We start from the raw sequence: 16,882 nt of genomic DNA, 5'->3' as shown, positions 1-16,882 counted from the left end.
AGGAGCCCCTCATGCTCGACGCTGCCCTGATCCAACAATGCGCGGCCCCCTCGCTGAAACCGGCGATCGTCGAGCAGTTCGTGTCCGCCGCGGGCGCGAACGATCCGCTTGCCGTCACGGTCAAATCCGGTGGCCGATTGATACTCATCCCGAAAGCGACGACGCCGGACGAGGCGATGGCGATCGTCCGGCAATATGTCGGCCACGCCGTGGTTCGCGTCGGCCTGACACAGTTTCCGGCGGGTGTCGGCATCAAGGATGCGTCCGAACTGAAGCCCGATCTGGTCGATGCTTGCGAAAACCTCCGCAAGGGGACGGCCATGTTTGCCAAGGTGCTGAGGATTGTTGCCAAGTGGTACGGCAATCCGAAGGGCGACGACGTCTTTCCGCAGATTTTCGAGGACGCCCTCTACACCTGGAAGACCGGTGAGTTCGAGGGCGTGAGCGTCTTCCAGTCGGACGATCCCGGACAAAGCGTCACTATCGACGGTACGTTGCGTGCCAGCCAGGACAAGGCCACCGTCGACGTACCGCCTACGGATACAGACGCTGAAAGCATCGAGAAAGGCGAAAGCGTCGGATCAGCGGAGATGCGGATCGACCTGTCGAGGATTGGGAGCAAATGATGCCAAATGAAGGCCGCTACGCCTCCGGAAGCGAATAGCGCGTGAGAACAGCATCCTCGCCATCGAGGGTCACTTCGATGACTTCGTTGACCATGTCCTGCGTGTCCGCCAGATCCTGTAATATGAGGGCAAACAATTCCCGTTGCAGAACAGGCAGCACCTGCGGGACGATAATCACCAGTCCCGCATGCAGCTCTTCTTTGGCATAGAGCTTCCGGAAGTCGCGGGCGTTGTTCGTCACGAAAGTGAAATCTTCCTCGATGATCCGAGGCATCAGGTCCCAATCGGTCTCGCCGCTCAGTCCCAGCCAATTCACATGGAAACAATCGTGGCCGCGCTCTCGAGCCACGGCCACGAGAGACGTGTGAAGGCATTCATCGATGAGAAACTTCACGAGGTCGAGCCAGACGTCTTGGGGACGTTCTCGTTCCGAAGGACCAGGCGCTTCACGGATTTCACCTTCAGGCCCTGCTCCGAAAGCTTCCGCGGACGTCCTCTGGCGGGATGGGCCGCAACCCAGATCTCGGCAAGTTCCACCATGCGCTCGGTGAGCGAAGGATAGCCCTCAACGATTTCCGCTGTATTTGCGCCTTGGGTCTTCATCGCGGCAATCGTTCGCACGGGAACACGGGTTCGCTTGAAAACCGGCTCGCCACCCACGATCCCTTTCACGCTTTCAATCATTCGTTCGGCTTCTCGAAGCGCCTCGGCCCGCGCGGCCAGTTGCTCCCGTGCCCGCGCGACGTCGATAATGAGATAGTCGTCTGCTCTCACGGTTTCGGCATCGGGGTTCTGGTCGATCGTATCGAACAAGCGTTTGCGGCGCTCGGCAGACAAGATCGATCCGACGCCATACCAGAGCTTCAACCGAAGCAGATCCTCATCGGTGAGCGCTCGACCCCTGCTACCAACGAGATGAGTCTCGATGATGCGCTTGTCGATCGCATTGTGGACCGATTTCACAGCGATCTCGCTGACAGCCGCCGCCTCGGCGGGCGTGTAGGCGTGTGACGTACTGGCCATAATCATTCTCCTTGTGGAGAATATATAATGCGGCCCGCCGCTCGTGTAAAGGCTTGACCCCTGTTGGATCTCAGTGGTCGAGCTGTCCCAACTAGTCGATGCGCATTGGCTTCGAAGCGGAATCCGCCTCCGAACACTAAAATCCAGTCGGGCGCGATTGCAGATCAGTTCGATTTGGTCACAAGCACGGCGGGTTCGACGCCCAGTGCTTCTGAAATCTGGCCAAGAACCGTGAGGGTTGCAGACATCTCTGCGCGTTCGATGGCACCGATATGGCGTGCGCTCAGGCCCGTGCGGTGCGCAAGTTCCTCCTGCGTCAGTTTCTTGCCATGACGTATTCGACGCAAGTTGGCCGCCATGACCTCGTTGAGATCCATGACGTCAGCCGAACCTGAATCGGAACTATTGTTCTAGGAACTATAGTTCCGATTCGACGTGGCCTATGATATTGGGCGGCAAGCGATCTTCGACTGACTCGCAATGTTGATCGTATGATAGGGTGTAACGCGGGCCGCGCAGTGCAGCACCAAAGCATCGTTTCAAGTGGTGAAGGAATGAGTTTCGAGGAAAAGCGGATGAACGATGCAGAGACCTCTGAGACCGAAAGAAGCGAGCGGAATCCGCGGTTCTGTTCGATGCCGAAGGAAGCGTTGGAGGAATTGGCGGTGTCGGCGATACACGAACACCGCAGGCTGCTCGCCGCGGACGAGGCGGTCTACGAGGAGTGGATTCGTGCGAGCGGCGATCCTTCGGTTTCCAGCGACGTGTTAGCAAACCTGCAGGACGAATACATTGCCCGTCAGAAGAAATCCGAAGCGCAGCAGGAAGAGCTGTCGCAGGTCATCGACGCCCTTGGCTACATTCCCGACGTCCCGCCGGACGATCCTAATTAGAGCATAGCAACCCACGATCTTTCGCGATTCCAACAAGCTGCGGCACTGATTCAGCGCCCAATTTGGCGCGTGCTTTATCAAGGTAGTGCTGCACTGTCCTAGAATTGATGCCAGTCACAGCGGCGGTTTCGAGTGTGTTTTTTCCTTTCATCGCCCATGTCAAGCACAACATCTCGCGTGGCGACAGCACCTGCTTTGGATTGATGGCGACTTTGGCGGCAATCATCTTCAATCGATAATGGACCATCATTACCAATTGGACTGCTCTCCTCGAGTCGAAAGCGGCCGGGACGTCCACTTCCCTTTTGGAGGATGCAAAGGTCAGCAACATCGACGCACCGTAACCACCTTCCACAGGGATTGTCATGCCGCAGCGGATCCCGTGGTCGATCGCCTCGTCGCGAAACTTTCTGAGCGGTGAAGAACCGCGGCCCGGCCAATCCTCCGCGGTCCAGAAGAAAACCTCCCGTTTGCGCTTCGCTTCCGTCACCACGGGATCAATGCTGGAATAGTCAGCCGAGAGGTACAGACCCTCCCATGGCTTGGGATAGGAGTTGAATGTCCTGATCTGGGCGCCTTCTTTTTCGAGATAGGCAAACCGTTCGTATCCGCAGGAATGCGTGAACTGCCTGAGGGCTCCCTTGATCATGGCCTCGTCTTGCGCGACTTCCAGCATATCAACGAGCGAGCGAAATTCTCCGTCCACGTACGCTTCTCCTATCCTATGTTCTTGACCCGTAAAGCGGTCCTTTATTTGCCAGCCGAGACGCTGGATGATGGGCATCGTAGTTCGGCAACGAGGGGGCCTGTTGATGGCCAGCTGACGATAGCCACGCAACCGACGGTGATGAGTCGATGCAACGCAATCCCTCTTGCCGTGTACGTTAGCACTACCCATAAAGGGAAAGGTTTCAAGGCTCTCGGCCTCAAAAAGATGACAAATCAAGAAAAGTTTTTGCGGGGCAAGGAACCATTCGCAATGGAAACCGTGCTCTGGCGCGAGCGCTATTTACTGAATGAACGCGATGTAATGCCCGGCCCGTTTGCACACGCAAGGCCCAAATCAAACACCAGCGCTTTTTAAAGCGCAAGATTACTTGGCGTCGATACGTACCCGCTCAGATCTGACGGCTTTGATGATGCGCCAGTTAATTCCCGGTTCGCGTAGCATCTGGATATCATCCATGTCGTCGAAATCCGAAAGCCGGGTGTAAAACGCCTTTCGAAGGCGCGAAATAAACTGCTTCGGCAAAGCGGTGTTTTCGAGAAGGTCCGGGTCGTCATCGGGAAAATCGCCAAAATCCATTTCTGTCATCGCCTATCCTTTTCTGGCGTTGAGTAGGATCATCCGGCACCATTTCTTCAGCCAGCGCAACTCGCAGATTTGCATCCCCTGCGGACTTGGCGTCTCCTTTAGTTTATGCGGTAAGCCGACGGAAAAATTATGTCCTGGTCGACGAGCACATTGAACTTGTAGCCGGGCCGGATCTGGATCGTCGGCTGCACATTCAGGTTCTTCGAGATTGTCTGCTCGGCGACGCGGCCGAAGCTTTCCGCAAAATTCCGCCTGGCTGCATCCGACGCCGTGTCTTGCGTCGCCAGCGTCGAACTCTCCGGCATCGACATGTCGATTCCGGTTCCGATCAGCGCGACGAGTGCTGCCGAACCCCAGGTGCGCCAGAGATGGCGATCGACCTTGTCCTTGAAGCCGCCATAGCCTTCGGCATCCGTTCCGGCCATGCCGCCGATCTGCAGGGTCGATCCATTCGGAAAGATGAGGTCCGTCCAGACGACGAGGACCCGCTCCTGGCCGAACGACACCTTGGAATCGTAGCGGCCAAACAGCTTTGCGCCCTGCGGAATAAGCAGCCGATAGCCGGTCGCGCTGTCATAGACGTTCTGGCTGACCTGGGCGCTGATGCGTCCAGGAAGGTCGGAATTGAGACCGGTGATCAATGTGGCGGGAATAACCGAGCCGCGTTTCAGCTCGTAAGGCGAAAACTGGGGTGCGACCTTGTTCGGCAGATAGCCGAGGTCCTTGATGTCCTGGTTGAAGAAATCCTCCTTCGAGGTCTGGGTATTCGGATCGACGTTCTGGCCCATCAGGCCTGATTTCATGGCAGCGGCGTAGAGGTCCGAGGCATTGTTGGCTGTTGCAGTCGCCGTCTGCCGGCCCATGTCTGCGGAATTGTTGGCAGCCTTCTCGACGTCGGAAATATCCACCTTCAATGGCGAGTCCAAAGCCGTTGCCCGCGCCTGCAGCCGGGCCATGCGCTGGCGCTGCGCCTCGCGGATATATTGCTCATCCTGCTCACGCTTCAGACGGGCTCTCCATTCCTCTTCGGATTCGAGCTTCGGGCGTCGTTGTTCTCTTTCCGTCGGCCGGCGGTCGACAACAGGTGTTTCCTTCTCAACCTTCTGCTCGACGGTCGGCGTCGGTTGGAACACCTCGCGGTCCACCGGCTCGCCGATGATGCCGTCGGTGACGCCGCGCTTGAGTTGGTCTCCGAAGTTCGTTGCCGGCGTATTCGAGGCGCTGTCGATATCGTTGTTGCGATTAAAGGGGAGCCCTCGCCACGACAGGCCGATCACGACCACGCCGACGAACAGTGCGATGATGACGATGGCGATGATGATCGGCAGCCGATTGAGGCGGCGCATGCTTTTCTGATCGTCAGCCTGATTGGAGGCGCCGAGCTGGAGCGATTGGACCATTCTCACCTCCCCTCAGTTGCGCTGCATGATGGAGAGCGGGCTTGCCGGCGTGGCGCCGTCCGCCGTCGCGGTGTACGCCCGGCCGAGGGCAATAGACGGCGTCGAGAGCCGCGCAAGCAACTGACCGTCGACGCCATCGACCGAATAGGCGAGCTCGACTGGTTTGACATCCTTGGCAACCTTGCCGTCGGTGATGACCGTGTAGCCCCATCCTTTCAGCGCCGCCTCGAGCGCCGCCGCGAAATCTGACGTGTCCTTTTCCATTTTGAGCGTCGTCGTGCCTGCCGGACCGATCTGCTCGGCAAGCCGGCTCGCCATGTCGCCGGCGATGGCGCTTGCGGCGGGGCCGGTGACGGCAACCGGGGTTGAACTGGTGGTCAATCCATCCTCGGCTGTCTGGCAGCCTGAAAGCAGGGAGGCGGTGATGATCATGACGAGAAGCTTGCGCATGGTTCAGCCTCCCCGCCGGATGGTGATTTTCTGCTGGCGCCAGCCGACGCCGGAGACGAGGATCGCCTTGTCGACCGCGTAGTCGACGATCATCATGTCGTTCTTCATCCGGTAATTGACGATGCGGTTCTGGCCGCCAGAGACGACGAAGAGCACCGGTGCATCCTGGCTCGAGACTGATTTCGAGAATTGAATGTAGGTTTTCAGGCCATCCGAATAGACACGTTTCGGCTTCCATGACGCTCTTCCGCTTACCGAGTAGGAGAAGTTCAGTTTGTCGGGCGCCGTGCCGGGTATCCCGCCGGACTCTAGCCGGGAATTGATATCGGCGAGCTTGGTCGAGACGTCCTCGGGGTATTCGAACCCGACGCGGGCCATATACTGGCTTGGATGGGACTTGAGCTGGATGTGATAGGTACGCCGCGACGTCGTGACGACCATCGAGGTGACAAGGCCCGGCTCAGACGGTTTGACGATCAGATGGATTGCCTGCCCGCCCGTCGCGCCGGAGGTTGCGGGCTCGACCTTCCAGCGCACGGTATCGCCGACCAGAACATCGCGCACGATCTCGCCGCCCTGGAGCTCGATATCGCAGACCTGTAGCGGTGAGCAGACGACCGACGGCTGAGTCTCGCCGAAGAGGAAAATGACCTTGCCATCAGGACCGGTTGTCACCAGCCCCGGCGTACCGCGCCACTTCCGGGAAATGTTCGTACCCTTCACCTCGTTGTAAGTCATGCTCTGCGCCTGGGCCGCGCTCGCAAAGGCGAGCCCGGCCAGGCAGCCGGCGGCTGCGATCAATCCTGTTCTGTGCATTGAGAAATTCCCTGCCCTTAAAGCTGTGCCGTCCAGTCAAAATCCCGGACATAGAGGCCGATCGGATTGAGGCGGATGGTGGCCTCGTCCTGCGGCGCGGTGAGCGTAACCGTTGCGATCCCGCGGAACCGGCGCGTGCCGGTTTCCTTGCCCTTCCGGTCCCTTTCGTATTCGGTCCAGTCGATCTGATAGGTCTGGTTCGACAGCGCCACGATGTTGTTCACCTCGATGGCGACAGTCGACGATTTCGCCTTCTCGAATGGTGAATTGCCGCGGAACCAGGCGTTGATCTTCTCGGTCGATGGATCAGACGTCCTAAGGAGTGCGTAGGTTCGATCGATATATTGTTTCTGCACCACGGCATCCGGTGTGATCGAACGGAAGCTCGTGACGAAATTACCGAGCGTGGCGCGCACCACCCGAACGTCGGCATATTCGATCTGTTGAGGGTAACCGGCGGTCACTGCGGTCCCCAGTTTGTCGACCTCGACGATGTAAGGAACCAGTCTCACTTGGGTGCTCAGGTACATCGCGTACCCGAAGCCGATTACGGCCATAGTCAGGCCGAGGATACCGACGATCCGCCATGCGGCGGCCGACTGCACATAGGAACCGTATCGCTCGCTCCATTCCTGGCGTGCGGCAAGATATGGGTTTTCGGGGGCGCGGTTCGCTGCCATCGATCGATCACTTTCTGATTTGGGTTAGTCTTTGCGTTCGGGAGGCGGTTTTGGTCCGCTGTGCCCGCTGCGCGCCTGATCGAGCTTGGAATTGGCGAGACCCAGGATAGACCCGGCATAGGCGCCGGGAGAGCCAATGGCCTTCTCCTTGGCAGCCGAGCCCGCCGCTTTTCCTGCCGAGCCGATCCCTGCACCGAAACCTCGAAGCGTGGCGCCGGCGACGGATGACCCCGCGGCCCGCGCGGTTTGAGCCGCCGCAAATCCCGCACCGGCAGCGCCAGCCGCGAGGAACCCTGCTCCTGTCGCAAATGATGCGGCCTGACCACTGTGCCGGATCGCCTCCATCCCGCCCGAGACGGACGCGCCCTGAACGACACCCTGCATGATGTTCGGCACGTAGATAGCGACAATGAAGACGACGACCGCGATACCGGCGATCGCGAGTGCCGTCTGGAATTGGTCCCCGATGTCAGGTTCGTTTGCCAATCCAATCAGCACTTCCGATCCGATACGGGAAATCATGACAAGTGCCATGAGCTTCATGCCGACCGAGAATGCGTAGACCAGATATCGGACCGCAAAGTCCTTCGTATAGGACGAGCCGCCAAGCCCCAACATGATCATACCGGCAAGCAGTCCGATATACATTTCCACCATGACAGACACGAAAATCGCGGCGACGAGCGAGAACGAGATGACTACGACGACCATGGCAAAAGCAGCCGAGATCGCCAGCGCATTGTCCTCGAATAGACCGAACTGAATCTTCTCCGACATCTTCGTTGCAACCGCGAGCCCGGCATTGAAGACGTCGGCTGGCGACGCAGTGCCGCCTCCGGCGCCAATCTGGAATAGGCTGTCGACCACCGCCTTGGCGAAGGTGGGGCCCTGTGCCAACACGAAAGCGAAGAAGCCGACGAACATGATCCGCCGGACAAGCTCGGCGAACCAGCTGTCGAGCGATGCGGCTTGGATGGCGAGCCAGACTGCGGCCAGGCCAATCTCGATCGTTGCCAGGATCCAGAACAGCGACTTTGCCGCATCCATGACGGTCGTTTCCCAACCCTTTGCGGCCGTTGTGATCTGGCTTTGCAACGAGGTCAGCACCGAACCTTCCTGCGCGAGTGCTGGCTGCGCCGCCAGCACGCAGACGGTGGTGAGCAGCATGACCGATCGAAGCCGCTGAAGAGATATCGCTGTCATGCCCCTACCACTCGACTTTCATCTTTTCGCCGCCAGAGGTCGGATACTCCTTCGATGAGCCGAAGAACTTTTCACGGCGCTCCTGCGCAGCCTGCTTTTCGGAGATGAAGAACCAGATGCCGGCGCTTCCGGCTGCCAGTAAGATCGCGATAGCGACGAGGATCAGTTTTGTTCTCACCATTCCACCTTCATCTTTTCGCCGCCGGATGTGGAAGGTGCGGTCCCACTGAAGAATTTCTCGCGCCGAGTCTGGGCAAGATCCTTGTCGGTTTGCTCGGTCTGAAGCCAGGTTCCCATCATTGTCATCTGTTGGGAGACAAGGCCGCGAAGCTTCTGCATCTGAGCGACCTGTTGCGCGGCGATCTCATGACCAACTTGCAATGCCTTCATCTGCCCGTCGGCGGTCTCGGACATCGACCGCAACGAGGACATCGTGCCTTCCTCGCTATCGAATTGCTCGGCCGTTAGGCTCGCCGCCTTCAGGGTGCTGGCGATCGTGTCCCGGTTGGTGTCCGACCACGTCTGGTAGGTCGACGAAAAACTAGTCGCGTCCGGCAGGTTGGTCTTGAGGCTTGAGTAGCTTTGGAAGCGTTGCTGCAGCACGTCATCGGCATTGCCCATCGAAAACGAGATGCTCTGGCCCTGATCGATGATGCTGCGGAGCTGATTGAGATCGCTTTCGACCTGCCCCCACATATGTGACGGAAGCGTTGCGGTGTTCTGCAGCAGGTTCTGGTAGATATTGAGCTGCGTTTCGATCTGTTGCGCGAGCTGGCTGATCTGGGTGAGTTGGTTCTGGATTTGCTCGCCGGATTGGCCAACAAGCGATACGAGCTCGCCATTGTTGAGGACCTGCGTCCATTCTGTCGCCGCCCCGGTGGCCGTGCCGGCGTCCGCGGGCATGACAGCGCCGATCGTCAATACGACCGCCGCCATACCAGCGACCAATCTATTCGAAGTTGAGCAGCGATGCGGCATCGTGAACTCCTCTCGTTTGAAGCCAGTGGATCGGCCAGTCGCGGCCGTGTTCGGAACTGAGCGTGCGGATGCGCTTCAAGTCTTCCTTGCCGGATGCGCCGACGAAGCTCAGCGCCACGGGCCCGAGCGCCATATCGAACAAGCGTCGGCCTTCAGGCGTGACGGCGTAGTATTCGCGCTTGGGGATCGCGTTCGAAACGATCTCGATCTGTCGTTCGTTGAAGCCGATCCGTTCGTAGAACTCGCGGGTCCCAGGCTCCCGGGCAGCACCATTCGGCAAGCAGATTTTGGTCGGGCAAGATTCCTTCAGCACGTCAATGATCCCGGAGCGCTCGGCGTCCGAGATCGATTGCGTGGCAAGCACGACGGCGCAGTTGGCCTTGCGCAGCACCTTCAGCCATTCGCGGATCTTGCTGCGAAACACTGGATGGCCCAGCATCAACCAGGCTTCGTCGAGGACGATCAGGCTCGGTGAGCCATCAAGCCTCTTCTCGATCCGCCTGAACAGATAGGTCAGCACGGGCACGAGATTGCGCTCGCCCATGTTCATAAGGTGCTCGATCTCGAAGGTCTGGAGCGCACCGAGTGAAAGGCCGTCCTGTTCCGCGTCGAGAAGCTGACCCATCGGGCCGTCGACCGTGTAGTGATGAAGCGCGTCCTTGATCTCGCGCATTTGCACGCCACTGACGAAGTCCGACAGCGACCGTCCGGCAGCGCTGGCCATCAATCCGATCTGGCGCGAGATCGCGTTGCGATGATCGGGGGTGATGGCAACGCCTTGCAGGGCGACCAGCATTTCGATCCATTCCGTTGCCCATGCGCGATCTGCATCGCTCGTGAGGTCCGATAGCGGGCAGAAGGCCAGCACCCTTGCCTCGTCTTGAGCGTCGCCACCGATCTCGTAGTGATCGCCGCCGCCGGCGAGCGTCAGGGGAAGGAGCGAGTTCCCCTTGTCGAAGGCGAAGATCTGGGCGCGTTCGTAGCGCCGGAATTGCGCTGCGATCAATGCCAATAGCGTCGACTTGCCCGAGCCGGTCGGCCCGAAGATCAGGGTGTGACCGACGTCATCGACATGGAGATTGAGCCGGAATGGCGTCGAGCCGCTCGCCACCTGCATCAGTGGTGGCGAGTTCGGCGGGTAGAACGGGCAAGGCGCCGCCGGTCTGCCGGACCAGACCGAGTTGAGCGGCATCAAATCCGCGAGATTGCTCGTGTTGATCAGCGGTTCGCGGATGTTGCAGTACCAATTTCCGGGCAGGCTGCCGAGAAAGGCGTCGGTGGCGTTGAGGGTTTCGATCCGCGCGCCGAAACCCTCCGCCTGGATCAGCCGACGAATTGCTTCCGCCTTTTCCTGCAGTGCTTCGCGGTCGTGATCGAAGAGAACAATGACGGGCGTGTAGTAGCCGTAGGCGACAAGCTGCGACGACGCTTGCGCAATGGCGTCCTCGGTCTCGGCCACCATGGTCATGGCATCCTGATCCACCGAACGGCTTTGCGTCTGAAAGAGCTGATCGAAGAACGGCCGTACCTTCTGCTGCCACTTCTTGCGGGTGCGTTCCAGTTTCTGCCGTGCCTCTTCCGCATCGAGAAAGATGAAGCGCGATGACCAGCGATAGGTGAGCGGCATCAGGTCCAGGCTGTTGAGAATCCCCGGCCAGCTCTCCGCTGGCAGGCCGTCGATTGCCACAACTGCGAGAAAGCGATTTTCGACCTTTGGCGTCAGGCCATGTTCGAGCTCGGCCGTCGCAATCCAGTCGAGATACATTGGGGCATCCGGCAACCGGATCGGATGGTTTTCGCCGGTGACGCAGAAGCGAACGAATTGCAGCAGCTCGTCATAGCGCGCGAGCCGCTCCCCTCCCCTCTCACCGACCTCGCGTGTTTCCATGCGCCGGATCGACAGAGTGTTGGCAAAATACTGCTCGATCTCGCGAATGGCGTTCTTGAAGATGAAGAGGACCGTGTCGGCATAGGTCTTCTTGCGGCTGTCCTCGTCCGAATAGATGTATTTGCTGAGCGCTGTCTTCTTGGACTCGAGCGGCCGATAGGTCAGGACGAGCGCGTGCTTACTTTCGAAATGCCCCTGCTCGCGCGCGAAATGCGCCCGCCGTTCGGCGTCGATAGCGCGGGTGACCGCATCGGGAAAGTGGCAGCGATCATCCGACGGATAGTCGAATGTCGGGATGCGAACGGCTTCGACCTGGATCATCCATCCGCTTCCGAGCCGCGACAGGATCGTATTGATCTGCCGCGAGAGCTCGTTGCGCTCAAGGTCGGTGGCGCTTTCGGAGTCCGGCCCGGCAAAATACCAGCCGGCCATCAGGCTCCCGTCTTTCAATAGAAGAACGCCATTGTCGACGAGGCCGGCATAGGGGACGAGATCCGCAAAGGAAGGGCCGGTGGCCCGGAAACGTTTGAGAGCAACCATGCCTGCCCCTCAATACCGGCGCCAGGGCGAGGAAGTCGCCTTGTAGTAATGTTTGTAGGAGATATGGCGGATATAGACCTGCCGCATCAGGGGATCCGCCTTTGCCATCATTCTCAGGAGCCCGACGATGACGATCCAGACGGCAACACCGAAGAGCGCGGAATAGATCGTGAGAACGACGAAGATGAGGATGACTGCAGCAAGACCGGTGATCAGCACCAGTTCCCGGTCCGCGCCCATAAGGAGGTTCGGACGCGATAGCGCTCGATGGATGCGGTTGCGTCGAAGCCCGGATAGGGACTCAGCCATGAGCCCCCTCCCCTTCTCCGCTTTGATGGATGGAGGTGGTCTGCTCGTTGGGTAGTCCGATCGAGGAACCGGTTGCGCCGAAAAGACCGACGATATTGGTCGCGCCAAGCAGGATGCCGGCGACGAGCACGATATACATCAGCCGCCGCGCGAAATCGTTCAGCTCACCACCGAATATCAGCATGCCGCCGGCGATCGCGACTGCCGCAAGTGCGATGGCGCCGGCGACCGGCCCCGTGATCGACTCCTGAATTTGCTGCAGCGGTCCTTCCCAGGGAAGACTCCCGCCGGAACTGGCGAGCGCCGGCGCGACCGAGGCAAAGAAGATGGGCGCCACAAGGAGCGTAACGGCGACGAGTGCGTTTCTACGCGACATGGCGCGCCTCCTGTTCTTCCGTAAGCTGGTCGGATTCGATTTCGTATTGGCCGCCCGCAAAGCGCTCGACCTGGATGACGTCGCGCACGCGCCGCCCGCGCGGCGTCCGCTCGATCGAGACGACGAGATCGACCGCTTCTCCGATTACCTCGTGCATCGGCTGTTGGCTGGCTTCGGCGGTCAGTTGCTCGAGGCGGCGAAGCGCAGACATGGCCGTGTTGGAGTGGATAGTGGCGACGCCACCCGGATGGCCGGTGTTCCAAGCCTTGAGCAATGTAAGGGCAGCGCCGTCGCGGACCTCGCCGACGACAATCCGGTCCGGCCGCAGCCGCATCGTGCTCTTCAACAGGCGCGCCATGTCGACGGTATCGCTGGTGTGGAGAAGAACGGCGTTATCGGCCGCGCACTGAATCTCGGCGGTATCTTCCAGGATGACGAGGCGGTCTTCCGGCGCAGACTTGACGATTTCATCGATGACGGCATTTGCGAGCGTCGTCTTGCCCGACCCGGTGCCCCCGGAGATGATGATGTTGAGCCGGGACGAAACCGCGCTGCGTATGGTCGAGGCCTGGTGTTCGGTCATCACGCCGGAGCGCACATAGTCATCGAGTGGGATCAGACGCGAGGCACGACGGCGTATCGTGAAGGCCGCTTTGGCGACGACTGGAGGCAACAATCCTTCGAAACGGTGTCCGCCGATCGGCAACTCCCCGGAGATGATCGGCTGTGCAGTGTCGACCTCGGATTGGAGCGCATGCGCCACCGTTCCGATCACCATTTCCGCGGCTGCGGAGGACATTTCGCCCGCCGGCGCCACGCCGTGGCCGAGCCGTTCGATGAAAAGCTTTCCGTCCGGATTGAGCATGATTTCGACGACCGTTGAGTCGTCCAGGGCGACGCACAGCTGGTCGCCTAGCGCTTCCTGGAGTTTGCGGACAAGTCGAGGATGAGAGCGAAGCTGGTTCACGGCGTTTCTTCCTTACGCTGCTTGGCTGACGGTGCTGAGTTCGGAACGGTAGTTGGTTGGCCGGAGCCGCAGGAATGTCTCGGTATTCGCGGGCAGGATCCCGGCTACCGCCACGGTCACGCCGATCTTCTTTGGTTCTGCCAAGCGCTGCAGAGGCCAGCCGACACGCGCGAGGATCCGTTCGAAGCGCAGGTCAGTGACGGTGACGATTTCGGTGGTGCCGTTCACCAGGCACCACTCGATGATGCCCGCCAACATGGTCAGCGTTGCCTCGTGCACCGAGCCGTGTCCCCTGCCCTCCCCGAGCATCGTGTCGACGCAGAAGCGGGAACTCTCGATCATCGCGGAGTGCGCGTTCAGGCGGCCATTCGGAAGCAGCGAGTCAAAGACGTCGGCCACCATTGTCGGGCCAATGGCCGAAAGCAGCCTTGCGCATCCTGCCACTTGGCCGCTGTCGGAAATCGCGAGGATGTAGGTCGGCATAAGAGCGTCAAAGGCGTCCGCCTCTTGACCGTCGACAACGTTGACTTCCCAGCCCAGGCGCTCGGAGAAAACGCGTGCTCGTAGCTGATGGTGGCGGTGGAGAAGCTGAGCTTCGTGGACATTTCGCGGTGTGGAAATCGCGAGAACCTGCATGAATTTCTCCGTCGTCGTTGATCGGCGGGAAATCAGCACAGATGAGAATCGGACGGTAGTTGTAGGATCCTACAAATCCGAGTCGGCGTGAGTCGCAGCGTTCAGGAGCTTCGAGGTCGGCCGAGCCCCGGTTAGCAACAACTTTGGTATGTAGGATTCGCCCTAGAACGGACGCTGAACAACATAGGCCTATGGATGCAACTAACTAACCGGATTCGTTGAAAGGTTTGGCCAGAACGTAGGGCTCTCCCTTATAGCGATTCGCTCTTCGTTAAGTGTTTGTTAACCTTAAATCTCTTGCCAAGCACGCTGGAATCGGTTGTTCTAAACACGCTTAATTGCTGTGTTTACGAAAATTACCGTGTGTACGAGAGGATGTCGTGGAGAATCCCGTCCAGCTTCAGAAGGCTATCCATAAACTGATCGCCGCCCACGCGCGAGATCTCTCGGGTGCGTTACACGAGCATCGTGTGAAGCTTTATCCGCCTGAAGCTCGGAAAACACTGCGGTCGTTTTCCTCGACTGAGGCGGCGAAGCTAATTGGCGTAAACGACGGCTATCTCCGTCATCTCTCGCTCGAAGGCAAAGGACCGCAGCCACAAATAGGCAATAACAACCGCCGTTCTTACTCCGTTGAAACCATCCAGGCTCTTCGCGAGTATCTTGACGAAAACGGAAAGGGCGACCGGCGCTATTCCCCACGGCGAACGGGACGGGAGCATCTGCAGGTCATAACAGCTGTCAATTTTAAAGGCGGATCCGGGAAGACGACGACCGCAGCCCACCTCGCACAATACCTTGCGCTCAACGGCTACCGGGTTCTGGCCATCGACCTCGACCCCCAGGCCAGTATGTCGGCTCTTCATGGCTTCCAGCCAGAGTTCGATGTCGGAGATAACGAAACGCTCTATGGAGCCGTCAGATATGATAGCGAGCGTCGATCGCTGAAGGAGGTCATCAAAAAGACCTATTTCACCAACCTCGACCTCGTGCCTGGCAATCTGGAGCTCATGGAATTTGAGCACGATACCGCTAAAGTTCTCGGGTCCAACGATCGGAAAAACATCTTCTTCACCCGCATGGACGATGCTATCTCGTCTGTGGCCGACGACTATGACGTCGTTGTGGTGGATTGCCCGCCGCAGCTAGGCTTCCTCACGATTTCGGCCCTATGCGCTGCGACTGCCGTTCTTGTGACGGTCCACCCACAGATGCTGGACGTCATGTCGATGTGCCAGTTCCTGCTCATGACCTCCGAACTTCTAAGCGTCGTCGCAGATGCTGGCGGCAGCATGAACTATGACTGGATGCGTTATCTCGTGACCCGCTATGAGCCCGGCGATGGCCCGCAGAACCAGATGGTTTCGTTCATGCGGACTATGTTTGGCGATCACGTTCTCAATCACCCCATGCTCAAGAGCACGGCGATCTCCGACGCGGGCATCACGAAGCAAACCCTCTACGAGGTCAGCCGCGATCAGTTCACGAGGGCGACGTACGATCGGGCGATGGAATCGCTCGATAGTGTGAACAAAGAAATCCAGCAGTTGATCCAAACATCGTGGGGCCGAAAGTGATGTCGACGGTAACCCCCGTTTGCTGCCGCATTGTTGAAAAGTTGCCAGCCGGAAACTTTGGCCTCAAAGGCCTGAATAAGCTTGCGGGTTTCGTTTTTTCAACCGCGAAAAAGGGAGCAGAAAATGGCTAGAAAACACCTTCTCTCCGACCTTGCCGGCCCGAAATCCCATGCCGGGAGTGCTGAGGATGTCTCGGCTCAGGAAAGCATGACACCACAATACGCCCCGCGCGGTGCTATTGGTGCCGTTTCGCGCTCGATCGAGCTGTTGAAGTCTCAATCGCTGATCGAACTTGATCCGGATCGTATCGACGCGCCGGCCGTCACGGATCGCCTCGATGAGGATGGAGAACAGTTCGAGGAGTTTGCCCGAAACATCCGGGAGAATGGGCAACAGGTCCCTATCCTCGTTCGACCCCATCCAACAATCGAAGGGCGCTACCAAATCGCCTATGGACGCCGGCGTCTTCGCGCGGTCAAGGCGGCAGGGCTCCAGATCAAAGCGGCCGTCAGGACACTGACCGACGATGAGCTCGTATTGGCTCAGGGGCAGGAGAATAGTGCCCGCCAAGATCTGTCGTTCATCGAACGTGCGCTCTATGCAGCGGAACTCGAGGCGAACGGGTTCCAGCGGTCGGTCATCATGGGCGCCCTCGCGGTCGATAAGAGCAATCTATCCCGCTTGATCCAGGCAGCTACGCAGCTGCCAGCCGATGTCATTCGCGGCATCGGCGCTGCCCCTAAGACGGGACGGGATCGTTGGGGTGAACTGGCGACGCGGTTAGGCTCGGACGGCGCGGTCGATAAGGCGCGAGAGGTCTTGTCCGACGGTGCGGTGAAAGCCCTCCCCTCGGACGAGCGCTTTGCTCGTGTTTTCGAGGCCGCGGCGCCAAAGAAGGTGAAGAAGAACAAGGTTCAGGCGGAGGTTTGGCAAGCCGAGGATGGCGTCAAGGCCGCGCGTTTTCGCCAGGACAAGCGCACACTGACATTGATGATCGACAACAAGGCGGCCCCGGAATTCGGGGACTACCTGATGTCGGTGCTCCCTGAAATCTACGCGTCGTTCAAGAAAACGAAGCAGTAGGTCGGGCGAAACGAGGAAAGGATCAATAGAGCAAAGAAAAAGCCCTCCGAAACGGTGTTCCAGAAGGCCTCTCTCAGTTTGGTCGCTTAGAGAATCGCACTTCCCGGAATCACAGTCAAGAG

21 protein-coding genes are annotated in these 16,882 nt (G+C 59.1%); 4 read left to right on the top strand and 17 right to left on the bottom strand.

Annotation, left to right across the window (positions count from 1 at the left end):
* Positions 1–11: 11 nt before the first annotated feature.
* A complete protein-coding gene (locus DEM27_RS30305) occupies positions 12–626 on the top strand; it encodes a TraH family protein (RefSeq protein WP_109461982.1) in 615 nt (204 codons plus the stop codon).
* A 16-nt stretch (positions 627–642) separates the two neighbouring features.
* On the opposite strand, the gene DEM27_RS30300 is transcribed toward DEM27_RS30305, so the two are convergent.
* The 3 genes from DEM27_RS30300 to DEM27_RS30290 form a co-directional block, all read right to left on the bottom strand.
* Entirely contained in the window at positions 643–1,020 is a 378-nt protein-coding gene (locus tag DEM27_RS30300; RefSeq protein ID WP_097544834.1) for a DUF5615 family PIN-like protein, read from the bottom strand.
* Positions 1,017–1,649, bottom strand: coding sequence for a DUF433 domain-containing protein (locus DEM27_RS30295; protein ID WP_097544835.1), 633 nt, complete (start codon positions 1,647–1,649; stop codon positions 1,017–1,019). Before DEM27_RS30295 ends, DEM27_RS30300 begins: the two co-directional genes overlap by 4 nt.
* Before the next feature lie 164 nt (positions 1,650–1,813).
* Positions 1,814–2,026 (bottom strand): helix-turn-helix domain-containing protein, encoded by a 213-nt coding sequence (locus DEM27_RS30290; RefSeq protein WP_097544836.1) that lies wholly within the window; start codon positions 2,024–2,026, stop codon positions 1,814–1,816.
* A gap of 198 nt (positions 2,027–2,224) precedes the next feature.
* On the opposite strand from DEM27_RS30290, the gene DEM27_RS30285 reads away from it, so the two are divergent.
* The gene (locus DEM27_RS30285; RefSeq protein ID WP_109461981.1) at positions 2,225–2,542 is read left to right on the top strand and encodes a transcriptional repressor TraM; all 318 of its coding nucleotides are present in this window, start codon (positions 2,225–2,227) and stop codon (positions 2,540–2,542) included.
* On the opposite strand, the gene DEM27_RS30280 is transcribed toward DEM27_RS30285, so the two are convergent.
* The 14 genes from DEM27_RS30280 to traI form a co-directional block, all read right to left on the bottom strand.
* Positions 2,535–3,248: an autoinducer binding domain-containing protein gene (locus tag DEM27_RS30280; RefSeq protein ID WP_165823692.1), complete on the bottom strand. Its 714-nt coding sequence runs from the start codon at positions 3,246–3,248 to the stop codon at positions 2,535–2,537. The two genes, DEM27_RS30285 and DEM27_RS30280, sit on opposite strands and share 8 nt — an antisense overlap.
* 387 nt (positions 3,249–3,635) lie before the next feature.
* The gene (locus DEM27_RS30275) at positions 3,636–3,857 is read right to left on the bottom strand and encodes a hypothetical protein (RefSeq protein ID WP_109461979.1); all 222 of its coding nucleotides are present in this window, start codon (positions 3,855–3,857) and stop codon (positions 3,636–3,638) included.
* 98 nt (positions 3,858–3,955) lie between these two features.
* A complete protein-coding gene (gene trbI, locus DEM27_RS30270) occupies positions 3,956–5,257 on the bottom strand; it encodes an IncP-type conjugal transfer protein TrbI (protein ID WP_109461978.1) in 1,302 nt (433 codons plus the stop codon).
* Between the two features lie 12 nt (positions 5,258–5,269).
* Positions 5,270–5,707, bottom strand: coding sequence for a conjugal transfer protein TrbH (trbH, locus tag DEM27_RS30265; protein ID WP_097544841.1), 438 nt, complete (start codon positions 5,705–5,707; stop codon positions 5,270–5,272).
* 3 nt (positions 5,708–5,710) lie between these two features.
* Entirely contained in the window at positions 5,711–6,523 is an 813-nt protein-coding gene (gene trbG / locus DEM27_RS30260; RefSeq protein ID WP_109461977.1) for a P-type conjugative transfer protein TrbG, read from the bottom strand.
* A gap of 17 nt (positions 6,524–6,540) precedes the next feature.
* Positions 6,541–7,203, bottom strand: coding sequence for a conjugal transfer protein TrbF (locus DEM27_RS30255; RefSeq protein ID WP_064334712.1), 663 nt, complete (start codon positions 7,201–7,203; stop codon positions 6,541–6,543).
* A gap of 24 nt (positions 7,204–7,227) precedes the next feature.
* Positions 7,228–8,370: a P-type conjugative transfer protein TrbL gene (trbL, locus tag DEM27_RS30250; RefSeq protein WP_420028870.1), complete on the bottom strand. Its 1,143-nt coding sequence runs from the start codon at positions 8,368–8,370 to the stop codon at positions 7,228–7,230.
* 40 nt (positions 8,371–8,410) lie between these two features.
* Positions 8,411–8,587 (bottom strand): entry exclusion protein TrbK, encoded by a 177-nt coding sequence (trbK, locus tag DEM27_RS30245; RefSeq protein ID WP_109461975.1) that lies wholly within the window; start codon positions 8,585–8,587, stop codon positions 8,411–8,413.
* Entirely contained in the window at positions 8,581–9,384 is an 804-nt protein-coding gene (gene trbJ, locus DEM27_RS30240; RefSeq protein ID WP_097544845.1) for a P-type conjugative transfer protein TrbJ, read from the bottom strand. Before trbJ ends, trbK begins: the two co-directional genes overlap by 7 nt.
* On the bottom strand, positions 9,356–11,812 hold the full coding sequence (locus tag DEM27_RS30235) for a conjugal transfer protein TrbE (protein WP_109461974.1): 2,457 nt from the start codon (positions 11,810–11,812) through the stop codon (positions 9,356–9,358). Before DEM27_RS30235 ends, trbJ begins: the two co-directional genes overlap by 29 nt.
* Positions 11,813–11,821: 9 nt before the next feature.
* Complete coding sequence (locus DEM27_RS30230) at positions 11,822–12,121, bottom strand: conjugal transfer protein TrbD (RefSeq protein ID WP_064334707.1); 300 nt, start codon at positions 12,119–12,121, stop codon at positions 11,822–11,824.
* Positions 12,114–12,497 (bottom strand): TrbC/VirB2 family protein, encoded by a 384-nt coding sequence (locus DEM27_RS30225; protein WP_109461973.1) that lies wholly within the window; start codon positions 12,495–12,497, stop codon positions 12,114–12,116. Before DEM27_RS30225 ends, DEM27_RS30230 begins: the two co-directional genes overlap by 8 nt.
* Complete coding sequence (gene trbB, locus DEM27_RS30220; RefSeq protein ID WP_109461972.1) at positions 12,487–13,464, bottom strand: P-type conjugative transfer ATPase TrbB; 978 nt, start codon at positions 13,462–13,464, stop codon at positions 12,487–12,489. The genes DEM27_RS30225 and trbB overlap by 11 nt, the downstream gene beginning before the upstream one ends.
* 12 nt (positions 13,465–13,476) lie before the next feature.
* Positions 13,477–14,100: an acyl-homoserine-lactone synthase gene (traI, locus tag DEM27_RS30215; protein ID WP_109461971.1), complete on the bottom strand. Its 624-nt coding sequence runs from the start codon at positions 14,098–14,100 to the stop codon at positions 13,477–13,479.
* 380 nt (positions 14,101–14,480) lie between these two features.
* Between traI and repA the strand changes: the two genes are divergently transcribed.
* Together repA and repB are read left to right on the top strand one after the other, a co-directional pair.
* Positions 14,481–15,677: a plasmid partitioning protein RepA gene (repA, locus tag DEM27_RS30210; RefSeq protein WP_097544850.1), complete on the top strand. Its 1,197-nt coding sequence runs from the start codon at positions 14,481–14,483 to the stop codon at positions 15,675–15,677.
* A gap of 123 nt (positions 15,678–15,800) precedes the next feature.
* Positions 15,801–16,760, top strand: coding sequence for a plasmid partitioning protein RepB (gene repB, locus DEM27_RS30205; protein ID WP_109461970.1), 960 nt, complete (start codon positions 15,801–15,803; stop codon positions 16,758–16,760).
* Positions 16,761–16,882 lie beyond the last annotated feature (122 nt).

Source organism: Rhizobium album, from assembly GCF_003122325.1.
GTDB classification, from domain to species: Bacteria; Pseudomonadota; Alphaproteobacteria; order Rhizobiales; family Rhizobiaceae; genus Metarhizobium; species Metarhizobium album.
Note: the sequence above shows the minus strand (reverse complement) of the source record. Positions and strands in the feature narration are given on the sequence as shown.